This is a genomic window from Acidimicrobiales bacterium (assembly GCA_035546775.1).
Lineage (GTDB): Bacteria > Actinomycetota > Acidimicrobiia > Acidimicrobiales > JACCXE01 > JACCXE01.
The window spans coordinates 20,043-34,730 of sequence record DASZWD010000024.1 but is presented as its reverse complement, the minus strand read 5'-3'; the positions used below and the strand labels follow the sequence as shown (position 1 = coordinate 34,730).

Below are 14,688 nucleotides of genomic sequence, written 5' to 3'. Positions count from 1 at the left end.
GCTGGCCTACAGCGAAGGCCAGATCGGCTGGATCCCCTACATCCTCGAGCGCGCCGACAAGGTGTGGGAGGACAACCGGGCGTGGGGTGGCGTGGCCGACAAGATCCCCGAGCCGCCGTCGACCTACTACTTCAAGAACATCACAGGTTGCTTCTTCGACGACGCCCACGGGCTGAACAACCTCGACGCCGTTGGCGTCGACAACATCACCTTCGAGACCGACTACCCGCACTCCGACTCGACGTGGCCCCACACGCTGGAGGTGGCGAAGAAGTTGATGGGTCATCTGCCGCCCGACGTGATCTACAAGATCGTGCGCGGCAACGCCATCCGCCTCTTCGAGCTGGACTTCGACAAGTGAGCCCCGTCAAGGAGGGCCACGTCCACATCGGTGGGTCGTGGGTCGAGGCGGGGAACGGGGCCTACGCCGTCGTCAACCCGGCGACCGAAGAAGTCGTGGGCCACGCGCCCGAGTGCTCACGCGCCGACGCCGACGCGGCCGCCGCCGCGGCCCGCGACGCGTTCGACGCGTGGTCGCGCACGTCGCAGCACGCGCGCGCCGCGTTGCTGGCGCGCGCCGCCGATCTGCTGATGGCGCGCAACGACGAACTCGTGCCGCTGGTGCAGGCCGAGACGGGCGCCACGATGCGCGTCGCGTCGACCATGCAGGTGCCGATCGTGGCGCAGCGCTTCCGCCGCTACGCCCAGGTCGAACCGAACCAGATCCCGCTGCCGCCCCAGCAGGCGCAGGCCACCGCGCTGGCCCCGGGCGGCATCGTGGGTGCCGTCGCCATCCGCCAGCCCGTCGGGGTCGTCGCGTGCATCACGCCCTACAACTTCCCGATCGTCAACGCCGCGGGCAAGATCGCGCCGGCCCTGGCGATGGGCAACACCGTCGTGATCAAGCCGGCGCCCCAGAACCCGCTGGCGGTGCTCGAACTCGTCGCCGTGCTCGAAGAGGCCGGGTTCCCGCCCGGCGTCGTGAACGTGGTCACCGGGTCGTCGCCCGACACCGGCGCCGCGCTGGTGGAGTCGCCCGACGTCGACATGGTGTCGTTCACCGGGTCCACGGCCATCGGCGTGAAGATCGCCGAGGTCGGGGCGCGCACGATGAAGCGCACGCTGCTCGAACTCGGCGGCAAGGGCGCGGCGCTCGTGTTCGACGACGCATCGGTCGACGCCGCCGTCGCCGGCATCGCGTCGACGTGGGGCTTCCATTCGGGCCAGATCTGCACGGCGCCGACGCGGGTGATCGCCCAGCGCGGCATCTACGACCAGCTCGTCGAGAAGCTCGCCGGCGCGGCCAAGTACCTGAAGGTCGGCGACCCGCTGGCGCCCGACACCCTCGTCGGACCGGTGATCTCGGCGGCGGCGCGCGACCGCATCGAGGGCTACGTGCAGGCGGGGCGCGACGAGGGCGCCGAGGTCGTCGCCGGCGGGGCACGGCCCGACATCGCACCCGGCTACTACGTCGCCCCGACGCTGCTGGCGGGCTGCAAGCAGGGCATGACACCGGTGCAGGAGGAGATCTTCGGACCCGTCGTCGTGGCGTTGGCCTTCGACGACGACGACGAGGGCATCGCGCTGGCGAACTCGACGCCGTTCGGTCTGTACGACTACGTGTTCACCGGCGACAACAGCAAGGGCATGGAGGTCGCCAAGCGGCTGCGCTCGGGCAACGTCGGTATCAACACCGCGCAGCGCAACCACGAAGCGCCCTTCGGCGGCTTCAAGATGAGCGGCATCGGCCGCGACGGGGGGTCGTTCGGCTTGCACGCGTACTCGGAACTGCAGTCGGTGGTGTGGACGTCATGAGGGCGGTTGTCTTCGACGGGACCGAGGCGCGCGTGCGCGACGTCGAGGTGCGCGACCCGGGACCGAACGAGGTGCGGGTGCGCGTTGCCGCGTCGGGGGTGTGCCACAGCGACCTGTCGGTGGTCGACGGCACGATCCCGTTCCCGACGCCGCTCGTGATGGGCCACGAGGGCGCCGGCGTGATCGAGGAGGTCGGCGCCGCGGTGACGTCGGTGAAGGTCGGCGACCACGTCGTGATGTCGACGCTGGGCAACTGCGGCGCGTGCCGCTACTGCGACGCCGGGCATCCGACGATGTGCCGCTCGACGTTCGGGCAGCGGCCGCAGCCCTTCACCGTCGACGGCGAGGCGGCGTTCGCCTTCGCCAACGTGTCGTCGTTCTCCGAGTACACCGTGGTGAAGGCGAACCAGTGCGTGCCCATCGACAAGGGCGTGCCGCTCGAGGTGGCGTCGCTCATCGGCTGCGGCGTCGTCACCGGTGTGGGTGCGGTGCTCAACCGGGCGCGGGTGACCCACGGGCAGTCTGCCGTCGTGATCGGCGTCGGCGGCATCGGGCTCAACGTCATCCAGGGGCTACGGCTGGCCGACGCGCTGCCGATCATCGCCGTCGACACCAACCCGGCGAAGGAGGAGTTGGCCCGCACCTTCGGGGCCACGCATTTCGTGGACGCGTCGTCGGTCGACACCGCCGAGGGGGTGCGGGCGATCTGCCGCGGCGGGGTCGACTTCAGCTTCGAGTGCGTCGGGCATCCGGCGTTGATCCGTACCGCCGTCGACCTGCTCGACTGGGCGGGCACGTGCGTGATCCTCGGCGTGCCGCCGCAGGGGACGGAGGCGGCGTTCAACGTGTCGTCGATGTACCTCGACAAGACGATCATGGGGTGCCGCTACGGCTCGGCGCGCCCGCACCGCGACTTCAAGCTGATCGTCGACCTCTACAAGGCGGGGCGGCTCAAGCTCGACGAGCTGGTGACGCGCACCTACAAGCTCGACGAGGTGCACACCGCCATCGACGACCTGCACCACGGCGACGTCGCCCGCGGCGTGCTGTCGATCAATCCTTCGTAGAGCGCCGGAGCTGGACCAGCGCGGCGAGGAGCAGCGGCGGGAGCACGAAGGCGTGGGTGAGGAACCAGTTGCGCAGGAGCGACTGGCTGATCTCGCGGTGGCCGCTGAGGATGAACCGGACGTCGTGGCTGTAAGCCGCGGTCCACATGCCGTGGAAGTTCCCGTTGATACGGACCGCCCACAGCGCCAGCTGGTCCCACGGCAGGAGGATGCCGGTGAACGACGTCGCCCACGCGGTGACGGTGAACGCGGCGGCGAGGATCCAGATGCGGGTGCGGGGGGCGCGCGTGTCTTGGACGGCGGCGGCGATGGCGAGGCCCAGGACGCCGAGGGCGCCCCAGATGAACAGCGAGCCGCTCAGGATGTGCAGGGCGCGGATGCGCGCCCCCCACAAGATCGACGACGGCATGCCCTGCCGGTCGAAGGTGAACAGCCGGACCCGCGTCGGGCGGAAGTACCAGCTGAGCCACAGCCCGGTGGCGGTCAGCACACCGAGGAGGGCGACCTCGACCCACAGCGCGATGCGTAGCGCTCGCCGAACCGTCACTCCGCCGACCGTAGGCGACGCCGCCGCCACCGCTCGCTGCCGCCCGCCCGCCCCGAAGAGGTGGCTCTCCCAACACCTGGGTGTGACCACTGGTTAGCTAGGTACCTGAATCGAACAGTGGGGCGTTGCACTGTTCGATTCAGGTACTTAAGCAACTAGTGGTCAACCCCCCACGTGGCGAGAGCACTTTGCGGTGGCGTGGCCGGCGAACCCGCCGGCCTTGCGGCGGCACCGCCCGCTGGCCGCCCGCCGCAAACCTGACGGACCGTCAGATACGATGCCGACGATGCTCGATTACCTCGTGCGAGGCGCCACGATCGTCGACGGAACGGGCGCCCCGGGCTACGTCGGCGACGTCGGCGTGCGCGACGGCCGGATCGTGTCCATGGGCGCGGCTGACGAGGACGCGCACACCGTCCTCGACGCCGACGGCCTCGTCGTCACGCCCGGATTCGTCGACCCCCACACCCACTACGACGCCCAACTGTTCTGGGACCCCTACGCCACGCCCTCCAACGTGCACGGCGTCACCACCGTCATCGGCGGCAACTGCGGCTTCACGCTGGCACCCATCCACGAGGAAGACGCCGACTACATCCGCCGCATGATGGCCAAGGTCGAGGGCATGCCCCTCGAGGCCCTCGAGACCGGCGTCCCGTGGAAGTGGGAGAGCTTCGGCGAGTACCTCGACGCACTCGACGGCACCACCGCCGTCAACGCCGGCTTCCTCGTCGGCCACTGCGGCCTGCGCCGCTACGTCATGGGCGCCGCTGCCATCGGCAACGAGGCGACACCCGACCAGCTCGCCGAGATGGTGCGCGTCCTGCACGCCTCGATCGAAAGCGGCGGCCTCGGCCTGTCGACCACGCTGTCGAGCACCCACTCCGACGGCGACGGCCAACCCGTCGCGAGCCGCTGGGCGACCCCCGACGAACTGCTGGCGCTGTGCGCGGCGGTCGGCGAACACGAGGGCACCACCCTCGAAGGCATCGTCCAGGGCTGCCTCGACCAGTTCTCCGACGACGAGATCGACCTGCTGGCGGGCATGAGCGCGGCAGCAAGAAGGCCGATCAACTGGAACGTGCTGACCGTCGACGCCCGCAGCCCCGAGCGCGTCGAGCGCCAGCTCGAAGCGTCCACCATCGCCCGCCAACGCGGCGCCGAGATCGTGGCGCTCACCATGCCGGTGCTGGTCCCGATGAACATGAGCTTCGGCACCCACTGCGCGCTGTTCCTCATCCCCGGCTGGCAGGACGTCATGCGGCTTCCCGTCCCCGAACGCATGGCCAAGCTGCGCGACCCCGAGGTGCGCAAGGACCTCATCGAAAAGGGCCGCAGCCCGCAGGCGGGCGTGTTCAAGCGCCTCACCTACTTCGGCCGCTACGTCATCGGCGACACCTTCTCGCCGGCCAACGAAGGCCTGAAGGGTCGCGTCGTGCAAGACGTCGCCGACGAGCGCGGCGGCGATCCCTTCGACGTGCTGGTCGACATCGTGTGCAACGACGAGCTGCGCACCGTCCTGTGGCCGATGACGCCGGACAACGACGACGACACCTGGGCGCTGCGCCAGCGCGTGTGGGACGACGACCGGGCGATGCTCGGCGGCTCCGACGCCGGCGCCCACCTCGACCGCATGTGTGGGGCGCCCTACACCACGCGCTTCCTCGGCGACATGCTGCGCGGCCGCCGGCTCGTCCCGCTGGAGAAGGCGGTGCAGATGATCACCGACGCGCCGGCGCGCCTCTTCGGCCTGCGCGACCGCGGCCGCATCGCCATCGGCAACCACGCCGACCTCGTCGTGTTCGACCCCGCCACCATCGACTCCGGGCCGGCCACGCTGGTCGCTGACCTGCCGGGCGACGCCAAGCGCCTCACCGCCGATTCGACCGGCATCGTGCGCGTGCTGGTCAACGGCGTCGAGACCGTCGTCGACGGGGTCGCCACCGGCGCGACGCCCGGCACGATCCTGCGGTCGGGCCGCGACACGGCAACGGTCCTCACCGGCACGGTGCAAACCAGATGATCGAAGCCACGTCGCTCGTCGACCTCATCGCCAAGCGCGCCCACGCGACGCCGAACGCCACCATGCTCGTCGACCAGGACGAGCGCACGCTCACCTTCGCCGAGTACTTCGAAGACGTCGAGCGCGCCGCCGCCGGTCTCGAAGCCCACGGCATCGCCGAGGGCGACGTCGTGTCGTGGCAGCTGCCGACGTGGATCGAGTCGTTCGTGCTCGTCGGCGCGCTCGCCCGCGTCGGCGCGGTGCAGAACCCGATCCTGCCGATCTACCGGCAGCGCGAGGTCGGCTTCGTGTGCCGCCAGGCCAAGACGAAGCTGCTGATCGTGCCGACGGAGTGGCGCGGCTTCGACTTCTTCGCCATGGCCAACGAGATCGCCGGCGAAATCAACGGCCTCGCCGTGCTGACCGCCGACAAGGAACTCCCCGGCGCCGACCCGTCGCTGCTGCTGCCGTGGCACGACGAGGGCGGCGAACCCGTCCGCTGGCTCTTCTACACGTCGGGTACCACCGCCGACCCCAAGGGCGCCCAGCACACCGACGCCACGATCATGGCGACGGCGATCGCCATGGACGAGCGCCTCGCGCTCACCGCCGACGACCGCAGCGGTCTGGTGTTCCCCTTCACCCACATCGGCGGCATCACGTGGCTGTTCTCGACGCTGCTCGAAGGCTGCACGACCATCCTCGTCGAGGCCTTCGACCCGGTGGCGACGCCGCCGGTGCTGGCCCGCGAAGGCGTCACCCTCGCCGGCTCGGGCACGACGTTCCACATGGCGTACCTCGCGGCGCAGCGCGCCCAGCCCGACACCCCGCTGTTCCCCGACGTGCGCGCCTTCCCCGGCGGTGGAGCGCCCAAGCCGCCGCAGCTGCACTACGACCTCAAACGCGAGCTGGGCGGCGTCGGCATCGTGTCGGGCTACGGGCTTACCGAGGCACCGATCATCACGATGGCCAGTGTCGACGACACCGACGAGGTGCTGGCCGAGACCGAAGGGCGCGCCACCCGCGGCGTGCACCTGCGCATCGCGGACAACGGTGAGATCCGCGTGAAGGCGCCGCAGCTGATGAAGGGCTACCTCGACCCCGAACTCGACAAGGACGCGTTCGACGACGACGGCTGGTTCTGCACCGGCGACATCGGCGAGATCGACGCCGCCGGCAACGTGCGCATCACCGGTCGCGTCAAGGACATCATCATCCGCAAGGGCGAGAACATCAGCGCGAAAGAAGTCGAAGATCTCCTGTTCACCCACGAGAAGATCGTCGACGTCGCCGTGATCGGCCTGCCGCACGAAACGGCGGGCGAGATCGCCTGCGCCGTCGTCGTGTGCGTCGACGCCGACGACCGTATCGAGCTGGTCGAGATCGTCGACTTCCTCACCGGCAAGGGGCTGATGATCCAAAAGGTGCCCGAGCGCGTCGTGCACGTCGACGCGCTGCCGCGCAATCCGACCGGCAAAGTGCTGAAGCACGAGCTGCGGTCGCGGTACGCGTGACCATCGCCGCGCTGCTCGCGGCGCGCGCCGACGACGACCACGTCGGCCTGCTCGCCGGTGACGAATCCTGGACGTGGGCCGACGTCGTGCGCGAGAGCACGAGTCGGGCGGCGGTGTTCGAGGCGCTGCGCGTCGACGGCCCGCCCCACATCGGCGTGCTGCTCGACAACGTGCCCGAGTTCGCTTTCTGGCTGGGCGGCGCGGCGCTGGCCGGCGCGGTGATCGTCGGCATCAACCCGACGCGCCGCGGCGACGAGTTGGCCAACGACATTCGCCACACCGACTGCCAGCTCATCGTCACCGACGCGGCCGGCGTCGCCCTCCTCGACGGCCTCGACCTCGGCGTGCGGTTGCTCGACGTCGGCTCGACGGAGTACAAGCAACTCGTCACCGATCACCGCGAGCACACGCCCGCCGCGGTCGACGACGAGACGCTGTTGCTGCTGCTGTTCACGTCGGGCACGACCGGCGCGCCCAAGGCGGTGCGCTGCACGCAAGGCCGGCTGGCGTCGATCGCCGAGCGCGTCGAGGCCCAGTACGGCGTCAACCGCGACGACGTCTGTTACGCGCCGATGCCGCTGTTCCACGGCAACGCGCTGATGGCGTTGTGGGCCCCGGCGGTGCGCACCGGTGCGACCGTCGCCCTGGCCCCGAAGTTCTCCGCCAGCGGCTTCCTCGCTGACGTACGCCGCTACGGCGCCACCTACTTCACCTACGTCGGCAAGGCGCTCACGTACGTGCTCGGCACCGAAGAGCGCCCCGACGACGCCGACAACCCCCTCCAACGCGGCTTCGGCAACGAAGCATCGGACCTCGACATCGAACGCTTCGAGCGCCGCTTCGGATGCAAGATCATCGAGGGCTACGGATCGAGCGAAGGCGGCGCGGTCATCCAGCGCGTGCCCGACATGCCCGCCGGCGCGCTCGGCGTCGGAGCGCCGGGCGTGATCGTGGTCAACCCCGACACGATGGAGGAGTGCCCGCCGGCGCGCTTCGACGCCCAGGGCCGGCTGCTCAACGCCGAGGAGGCGACGGGCGAGATCGTCAACACCCAAGGTCTCCAGCGCTTCGAGGGCTACTACCGCAACGAGGAAGCGTTCGCGGCGCGCTCGCGCAACGGGTGGTACTGGTCGGGCGACCTCGCCTATCGCGACGACCAGGGTTTCTTCTGGTTCGCCGGGCGCAACGCCGACTGGCTGCGCGTCGACGGTGAGAACTTCGCCGCCGCGCCGGTCGAGCGCATCCTGGCGCGACTGCCGGGCGTCGCGGCGGTGGCGGTGTTCGCCGTGCCCGACGCCCGCAGCGGCGACCAGGTGATGGCGGTGGTCGAACTGCGGCCGGGCGCGACGCTCGACGCCGCCGCGCTGGCGCCGTTTCTCGCCGCCCAGCCCGACCTCGGTACCAAGTGGGCGCCGCGCTTCGTGCGCCTCGTGCCCCACATGCCCCTCACGGTTTCGAACAAGGTGCAGAAGGCGGCGCTGCGGGCGGAGGCGTGGATGACGGACGATCCCGTCTACTGGCGCGCCGAGCGCGGCGACCCGGCGTTCACACCGATGACCGACGCCGACCGCGCCGCGCTCCGCTCCGAGTTCGACGCCCACGGAAGGGGTTCCCAGTGGCCATGTTCGTGATGCGCTTCGACATGCGCAGCCCGTCGATCTCGCCGGCATCGCCTAGTGAGCTCTACCGCGCCGCCCTCGACATGAGTGCGTGGGCCGAGCAGCACGGCCTCGCCAGCGTGACGGTGTCGGAGCACCACGGCGTGGACGACGGCTACTTGTCGTCGCCGCTGGTGCTGGCCGGCGCCATTGCCGGTGCCACCGAGCGCATCATGATCAACATCGCGGCGATCCTCGCCCCGCTGCACGATCCGTTGCGTCTCGCCGAGGACATCGCGGTACTCGACCTCGTCAGTGGTGGGCGGCTGTCGCTCGTGCTCGGCCTCGGCTACCGCCCGAGCGAGTACGCCATGTTCGACAGGCCGTGGAAGTCACGGGGCGACGACTTCGACGAAATGCTCGGCGTACTCAAGCAGGCGTGGACCGGCGAGCCCTTCGAGTACCAGGGGCGCACGGTGCGCGTCACGCCGCGGCCGCTGAGCCAGCCGCATCCGCTGATCTTCATCGGCGGGTCGTCGCCCAACGCGGCGCGCCGCGCCGCCAAGCACGGCATGTCGTTCTTCCCGGCGCTCGGCGATCCGCAGCTGTCGGAGATCTACTACGCCGAGTGCGAGCGGCTCGGGACGAGCCCCGGCATGGTGCTGCTGCCGCAGGGGCCGGGCTTCGTGCACGTGGCCGAGGACCCCGACAAGGCGTGGGCCGAGTTGGGCGAGTACCTGCTGTACGAGACGAAGGTCTACGACTCGTGGCAGCTCAAGGGGCAGACGAGCCACGTGCACTCCGAAGCCCAAACCGTCGAGCAACTACGGGCCGAAGGCACCTACGTCATCGTGACGCCCGACGAGTGCGTGGCGCTGGCGCGTGACCTCGGGCCGATGGGCTCGGTCGTCCTGCACCCGCTCATCGGCGGCATGCCGCCGGACCAGGCGTGGCCGAGTCTCGAACTCATCGCGTCGCAGGTGCTGCCCCAGCTGTCGTGATCAAGCTCATCTGTTTCGTGCGCCGCAAGCCCGGCATGGCGGCCGACGAGTTCCACCGCTACTGGCGCGAGGAGCACGGCCCACTCGTCGCCCGCACCCGGAGCGGCCAGCACGCCCTGCGCTACGAGCAGAACCACCGCGTGCGCGGCGACGACGACGGCGACGGCTACGACGGCGTGACGATCCAGTGGTTCGCGTCGGTCGACGACTTCTACGCGTCGATCCGCGAGGACGACTACGCCGAGATCGCGGCGGACATCGAAAAGTTCCTCGACGCGTCGCGCCTCGAGTTCGTCCTCACCGAGGAACCCGACGTGATCTTCGACCGCCTATGACGTGGGCCACGATTCCCGAGTTGGTGCAGTGGGCGGCGGACACCTTCGGTGACGCCGAGGCGCTCGTCGACGGCGACGTGCGGTTGTCGTGGCGCGAGTTGGCCGCCGAGGTCGACCGCACGGCCGCGTCGGTGGTCGCCGCCGGGCTGCAACCCGGCGAGCGCGCCGGGATCTGGGCGCCGAACGTGCGCGAGTGGATCTTCGCCGCCCTCGGCGTGCTGGCGGCGGGCGGCGTCGTCGTGCCGATCAACACCCGCTTCAAGGGCGACGAAGCCGCCTACGTGCTGCGCACGGCGCGGGCGCGGCTGCTGTTCACCATCAAGGGATTTCTCGACACCGATTACCCGGCCATGCTCGCCGGCGAGGATCTGCCCGACCTCGAGCGCACCGTGGTGTTCCGCGACCCGTCATGGGACGAGTTCCGGGCCCAGCAGGCCGACGTCGACGTCAAGGTCGGCGCCGACGACGTGTCCGACATCATCTTCACCTCCGGCACGACGGGCCGGCCCAAGGGCGTTGTCACCACCCACGGCCAGACCCTGCGGGTCTTCGACGCGTGGGCTTCGATCGTGGGGTTGCGCGCGGGCGACCGCTACCTGATCGTCAACCCGTTCTTCCACACATTCGGGTTCAAGGCCGGCTTCCTCGCCTGCCTCATGAAGGGCGCGACCATCGTGCCCGAACCGGTCTTCGACGCCAGCAGGGTGCTGCACCGCATCGCCGAAGAGCGCATCTCGATGCTGCCGGGTCCACCGACGCTGCACCAGGCCATCCTCGACCACCCCGACCGCGACAAGGTCGATCTGTCGTCGCTGCGGTTGTGCGTGACGGGCGCGGCGGCGATCCCCGTCGAGCTGATCCGGCGCCTGCGCGAGGAGCTGACCTACGAGAACATCGTCACGGCGTACGGCCTCACCGAGTCGACCGGGGTCGTGTCGATCTGCCGTCCGGGCGACGACGACGAGACGATCGCCACCACGTCGGGCTGCGCCATCCCCGACACCGAGATCCGCATCGCGGAGAGCGGCGAGATCCTCGTGCGCGGCTACAACGTCATGCGCGGCTACTTCGAGAATCCCGCGGCGACCGCCGAGGCCATCGACGCGGAGGGCTGGCTGCACACCGGCGACATCGGCTCGCTCGACGCACGGGGCTATCTCAAGATCACCGATCGGCTGAAGGACATGTTCATCGTCGGCGGGTTCAACGCCTACCCGGCCGAGATCGAGAACACGCTGCTGGGTCACCCGGACGTGCGCCAGGTGGCGGTCGTCGGTGCGCCCGACGAGCGGCTCGGCGAGGTCGGCGTGGCCTTCGTCGTCGGCGACGTCGACGGCGACGAACTGATCGCCTGGGCCCGCGAGCGCATGGCGAACTACAAGGTGCCGCGGCGCGTCATCCGCGTCGACGCCCTGCCGCTCAACGCCAGCGGCAAAGTCCTGAAACACGAACTGCGCAAGGAGATCTGAATGGCCGGCAACGAGACCGACGAGATCCGGCTGGGGTCGATGCTCTACACGCTCGTGGAACCCCGCAAGGGACACGAGGTGGCCTACAACCGCTGGTACGAGCGCGACCACTTCTACGCCGGCTGCATGATCGGGCCCTACCAGTTCGCCGGCCAGCGGTTCGTGGCGACGCGCCCGTACAAGGATCTGCGCTACCCGCTCGACTCGCCGATCACCCCCGACCCACTGACGGGTTCCTATGTGGCGATCTATTGGGTGCTGGCCGGCCATCACGGGGCGTGGAACCGCTGGGCCGTCGACCAGGTCAACAAGCTGCACGCCAACGGGCGCATGTTCGCCGAGCGCGACCACATCCACACCGCGCTGTACAACTTCGCCTGGTCGCAGTCCCGCGACGGCGACGACGGTGTGCCGATCGAGTTGGCCTTCGACCACCGCTTCGGCGGGCTGGTCACCGTCGTGGGCGAACTCGTCGGTGACGCCACCCACGAAGACCTCGACGCCTGGTACCAAGCGACGCGTCTGCCCGAGTTGATGACCGGGTCGTCGATCGCGCTCGCCGGTCGCTTCGCCCCGATCCCGTTGCTGGTCGACGCCCCGAGCGACGTACCGCGGCAGGAAGGCGTCGAGCGGCGCTTCATGCTGCTGTTCTTCACCGACACCGACCCGGCCGACGACTGGGACCGCTTCGCCGCCGAAGGCAAAGCGCTCGAGGGCAGCGGCCTGGCGAAGCTGCTGTGGGCCTCGCCGTTCATCCCCACCATCCCCGGCACCGACACCTACACCGACCAGCTTTGGTGAGCGATGCGTCGATCGTCTTCGTGTGCACGGGCAACGCGGCGCGCAGCGTCATGGCCGGTGCCGTGCTGTCGCACATGGGGTGGGCCCGCGTCGTGACCGCTGGCACGATGGTGATCGAAGGGCTGCCCATGAGCTGGCGCACGCGCCACGCCCTCGAAGAACTCGGCGTCACGGTGCCGGCGCATCGCAGCCGGCAGCTAAGCGAGCGCGACGCCCGCGACGCCGATCTCATCGTGTGCTTCGAGACGTTCCACGTCGCCTACGTCCGGCGCGAGCACCCCGAGGCGGCGTGGAAGACGGCGACGATCCGCCGCCTGTTGCGCGACCTGCCGGCCGTCGGTGGCGACGTGCGCGCCCTCAACCTGGCCGAGGTCGAACTCGAGGAGTGGGAGAACGTGGAAGACCCGGCAGGCGGCGAACTCGACGTCGTCGTCGCGTGCGCCAAGGAAGTGGCAGCGATGGTCGACGAGCTGGCGGCGTTGCTGTGAATCTGCGCGACTCGCCGACCGACGCCGCCTTCCGCGCCGAGCTGCGGGACTGGCTCGCCGCGACGCTGCCGACCTTCCCGAAGGACCGGCCGGGCGAGGACGACTGGCAGGCGCGGCGCGACTACGACACCGCCTGGCAGCGCGTGCTGTTCGATGCCGGGTACGCCGGCATCGCGTGGTCGACCGACGTCGGCGGTCGCGGGGCGACGCCGAGCGAGCAGCTGATCTTCCTCGAGGAGACGGAGAACGCCGGCGCGCCGTATGTCGGCGTGAACTTCGTCGGCCTGCTGCACGCCGGTCCGACGCTGTACGCCGAGGCGAGCGCCGAACAGAAGGCACAGCATTTGCCGAAGATCCTGCGCGGCGAGGAAGTGTGGTGCCAAGGGTTCTCGGAACCCTCGGCGGGCTCGGACCTGGCGTCGCTGCGCACGCGGGCCGAGCGCGACGGCGACGAGTACGTGATCAACGGGTCGAAGATCTGGACGTCGCACGCCCAGGTGGCCGACTACTGCGAGATGCTGGTGCGCACCGACCCGAACGCGGAGAAGCACCGCGGCATCAGCTGGCTCATCGTGCCGATGGACACGCCCGGGATCGAGGTCCGCCCGCTCAAGACGATCGTGGGCGGCAGCGAGTTCTCCGAGGTGTTCCTCGACGACGTGCGTGTCCCCGTCGCCAACCGGGTCGGCGCCGAGAACGACGGCTGGCGCGTCGCCATGGTGACGTTCAGCTTCGAGCGGGGCACGGCGTTCGTCAGCGAGATGCTCCAGACGATGCAGCTCGTGCGCGATCTGGCGACGCTGACCGACGACGTCGGCGCTCGGCGCGAGCTCGGCCACATCGCGGCGAACTTGGAAGCACTGTGGTCGCTGACGAAGCGCAACGTGAGCCAGGCGGCGCGCACCGGCGTGCCCGGCGTCGGCGGCTCGGTGTTCAAGCTGCACTACACCGAGACGCGTCACAAACTCGGCGACCTCGCCATGCGGATCCTCGAGCGCGGCGCCCTCGACATGGCGAACGAACATGTCGAAGGGCACCTGCACGCCATCTCGATCTCGATCGCCGCGGGCACGTCACAGATCCAGCGCAACATCGTCGCCGAGCGCGTGCTCGGGATGCCGAAGGAACGCTGATGGACCTCGAACCGAGCGCCGATCAGGTCGACCTCCAAGCGGGCGTGCGCAAGCTGTGCGAGGGCCGCTTCCCGATGGAGACCGTGCGCGGCGGGTTCACGCGCGATGGCTGGCAGGACCTCGTCGACGCCGGCGTGTTCAGCCTGCGCCTGCCCGAAACCGCCGGGGGCGTCGGCCTGGGCGCAGCCGAGGCGGTTTTGGTGTTCGAAGAGCTGGGGCGGGCGTGTGTGCCCGGGCCGCTGGTGGCGAGCGAGCTGGTGGGGGCGAGCGACGTCGTCGGCCTCGTGGAACGGGGCGACACCATGGTCGAGCACCTCGACGTGCTCGACCGGCTGCTCGTGCTCGACGGCGACGGCGTGTTCGCCGTCGACCCGCAGGCCGTCGCCGGCGAGCGGGTTGAGCGCCCGATCGACGCGCTGACGCCGGCGTGGCGCGTCGATCGCCTGCCGGCGGGGGAGCGCGTCGGTGACGCCGCGCCGTTCCGGCTCGACGGCGCGCTGCTCACCGCCGCGTTGCAGCTCGGCCTGTCCGAGGCGGTGCTCGACATCGCCGTCGCCTACGCCAAGGAGCGCCGGCAGTTCGACAAGCCGATCGGCTCGTTCCAGGCCGTCAAGCACATGCTCGCCGACATGCTGGTGCGCACCGAGGTGGCGCGCGCCGCCGTCTACGCCGCCGGTGTCACCGTCGACGACCCCACCGTGGGCGACCCGGCGCGGGCGGTGTCGGCGGCGAAGGTCACCGCCGGCGAGGCCGCCATCCGCAACGGCAAAGCCGCCATCCAGGTCCACGGCGGCATGGGCTTCACCTGGGAAGTCGACGTGCACTTCTTCCTCAAGCGCGCCTGGGTCCTCGACACCCACTTCGGCACCGCCGACCACCACAGCGAACGCCTCGCCGCCTCACTTCTGTGAAGGATTC

The 14,688-nt window shown here is 70.0% G+C and carries 14 protein-coding genes; 13 read left to right on the top strand and 1 reads right to left on the bottom strand.

Annotation, left to right across the window (positions count from 1 at the left end; translation table 11 throughout):
* The 3 genes from VHC63_05110 to VHC63_05100 all read left to right on the top strand — a co-directional run.
* On the top strand, positions 1-361 hold a 361-nt coding region (locus VHC63_05110; GenBank protein ID HVV35963.1), incomplete at its 5' end, for an amidohydrolase family protein.
* Entirely contained in the window at positions 358-1,815 is a 1,458-nt protein-coding gene (locus VHC63_05105) for an aldehyde dehydrogenase family protein (GenBank protein ID HVV35962.1), read from the top strand. The genes VHC63_05110 and VHC63_05105, both read left to right, overlap by 4 nt.
* Positions 1,812-2,882 carry a Zn-dependent alcohol dehydrogenase gene (locus VHC63_05100; GenBank protein HVV35961.1) on the top strand — a complete coding sequence of 357 codons (1,071 nt, stop codon included), beginning with the start codon at positions 1,812-1,814 and terminating at the stop codon, positions 2,880-2,882. Before VHC63_05105 ends, VHC63_05100 begins: the two co-directional genes overlap by 4 nt.
* On the opposite strand, the gene VHC63_05095 is transcribed toward VHC63_05100, so the two are convergent.
* Complete coding sequence (locus VHC63_05095; GenBank protein HVV35960.1) at positions 2,869-3,429, bottom strand: cytochrome b N-terminal domain-containing protein; 561 nt, start codon at positions 3,427-3,429, stop codon at positions 2,869-2,871. The genes VHC63_05100 and VHC63_05095 overlap by 14 nt on opposite strands.
* Positions 3,430-3,715: 286 nt before the next feature.
* Between VHC63_05095 and VHC63_05090 the strand changes: the two genes are divergently transcribed.
* The 10 genes from VHC63_05090 to VHC63_05045 are packed head-to-tail and all read left to right on the top strand — an operon-like array spanning position 3,716 to position 14,681.
* A complete protein-coding gene (locus VHC63_05090) occupies positions 3,716-5,452 on the top strand; it encodes an amidohydrolase family protein (GenBank protein ID HVV35959.1) in 1,737 nt (578 codons plus the stop codon).
* Positions 5,449-6,945, top strand: a complete 1,497-nt coding sequence (locus VHC63_05085) for an AMP-binding protein (protein ID HVV35958.1) — start codon at positions 5,449-5,451, stop codon at positions 6,943-6,945. The genes VHC63_05090 and VHC63_05085 overlap by 4 nt, the downstream gene beginning before the upstream one ends.
* A complete protein-coding gene (locus VHC63_05080; GenBank protein HVV35957.1) occupies positions 6,942-8,576 on the top strand; it encodes an AMP-binding protein in 1,635 nt (544 codons plus the stop codon). The genes VHC63_05085 and VHC63_05080 overlap by 4 nt, the downstream gene beginning before the upstream one ends.
* A complete protein-coding gene (locus VHC63_05075) occupies positions 8,567-9,544 on the top strand; it encodes an LLM class flavin-dependent oxidoreductase (GenBank protein ID HVV35956.1) in 978 nt (325 codons plus the stop codon). Before VHC63_05080 ends, VHC63_05075 begins: the two co-directional genes overlap by 10 nt.
* Positions 9,541-9,879, top strand: a complete 339-nt coding sequence (locus VHC63_05070) for an EthD domain-containing protein (protein HVV35955.1) — start codon at positions 9,541-9,543, stop codon at positions 9,877-9,879. The genes VHC63_05075 and VHC63_05070 overlap by 4 nt, the downstream gene beginning before the upstream one ends.
* A complete protein-coding gene (locus VHC63_05065; protein HVV35954.1) occupies positions 9,876-11,348 on the top strand; it encodes a FadD3 family acyl-CoA ligase in 1,473 nt (490 codons plus the stop codon). Before VHC63_05070 ends, VHC63_05065 begins: the two co-directional genes overlap by 4 nt.
* The gene (locus VHC63_05060; protein HVV35953.1) at positions 11,349-12,149 is read left to right on the top strand and encodes a hypothetical protein; all 801 of its coding nucleotides are present in this window, start codon (positions 11,349-11,351) and stop codon (positions 12,147-12,149) included. It begins immediately after the preceding gene.
* Positions 12,146-12,637, top strand: coding sequence for a hypothetical protein (locus VHC63_05055; GenBank protein ID HVV35952.1), 492 nt, complete (start codon positions 12,146-12,148; stop codon positions 12,635-12,637). Before VHC63_05060 ends, VHC63_05055 begins: the two co-directional genes overlap by 4 nt.
* On the top strand, positions 12,634-13,770 hold the full coding sequence (locus VHC63_05050) for an acyl-CoA dehydrogenase family protein (protein ID HVV35951.1): 1,137 nt from the start codon (positions 12,634-12,636) through the stop codon (positions 13,768-13,770). The genes VHC63_05055 and VHC63_05050 overlap by 4 nt, the downstream gene beginning before the upstream one ends.
* On the top strand, positions 13,770-14,681 hold the full coding sequence (locus VHC63_05045; GenBank protein ID HVV35950.1) for an acyl-CoA dehydrogenase family protein: 912 nt from the start codon (positions 13,770-13,772) through the stop codon (positions 14,679-14,681). The genes VHC63_05050 and VHC63_05045 overlap by 1 nt, the downstream gene beginning before the upstream one ends.
* Positions 14,682-14,688 lie beyond the last annotated feature (7 nt).